The 552-nt window shown below is 69.6% G+C and carries 1 protein-coding gene; it reads right to left on the bottom strand.

From position 1 onward, the window contains the following. Positions 1-552: RecQ family ATP-dependent DNA helicase (locus JNK74_29875; GenBank protein ID MBL7650379.1), on the bottom strand; the 552-nt coding region annotated here is incomplete at both ends.

Here is a 552-nt window from a genome sequence, read left to right as displayed (position 1 = left end):
CCGAGTGCACCGTGCCGAGGAACAGCCCCGGGCGCGGCTGCTGCCGAATCTCGCGGGCGTAGTCGTAGAGCCAGTCGACCATCGTTCCCGGCGCAAGAAGGCAATCGCCATACTCGCTGCCGAGTTGCTCAAGCGCGGTCGCGAAGAAATCCCGCCAGACCGGATCCGCGGTCAGCTCGCTGGCGTGCTGCGCTAGCGCCGCAGCAGCGAGCGAAGGCACGGCAAGGGCACGCAGATGCGCGACCAGGCGGACGAAGGGACGCTGCCGGGTGAGCGGCAAGCCGTTCTGCTTGTCCGCCGCAAGGAAATACGGAATGCCTTTGCGCTCGCACAAGGCCTGCACCGGCCACAGGTAGCGGTGACTGCGCGCCAGCACTGCCACACCCTGCCAGTGATCCCGCACCTCCAGTGCCCGGAGCCGGTCCAACTCTGCGATTACAGCCTGGGCCTGGAGGTTGCCGCAGTTGCGGTCCGCCCCCGGAATGCGAAGCCGGAGCACGCTGCCGCGCCGCTCGGGATCGAGCGCTTCCCACGCGCCGCCCGCCGGCCCGG

The sequence above is a fragment of the Candidatus Hydrogenedentota bacterium genome, assembly GCA_016791475.1.
In the GTDB taxonomy this organism is placed as follows: domain Bacteria; phylum Hydrogenedentota; class Hydrogenedentia; order Hydrogenedentales; family JAEUWI01; genus JAEUWI01.
Note: the sequence above shows the minus strand (reverse complement) of the source record. Positions and strands in the feature narration are given on the sequence as shown.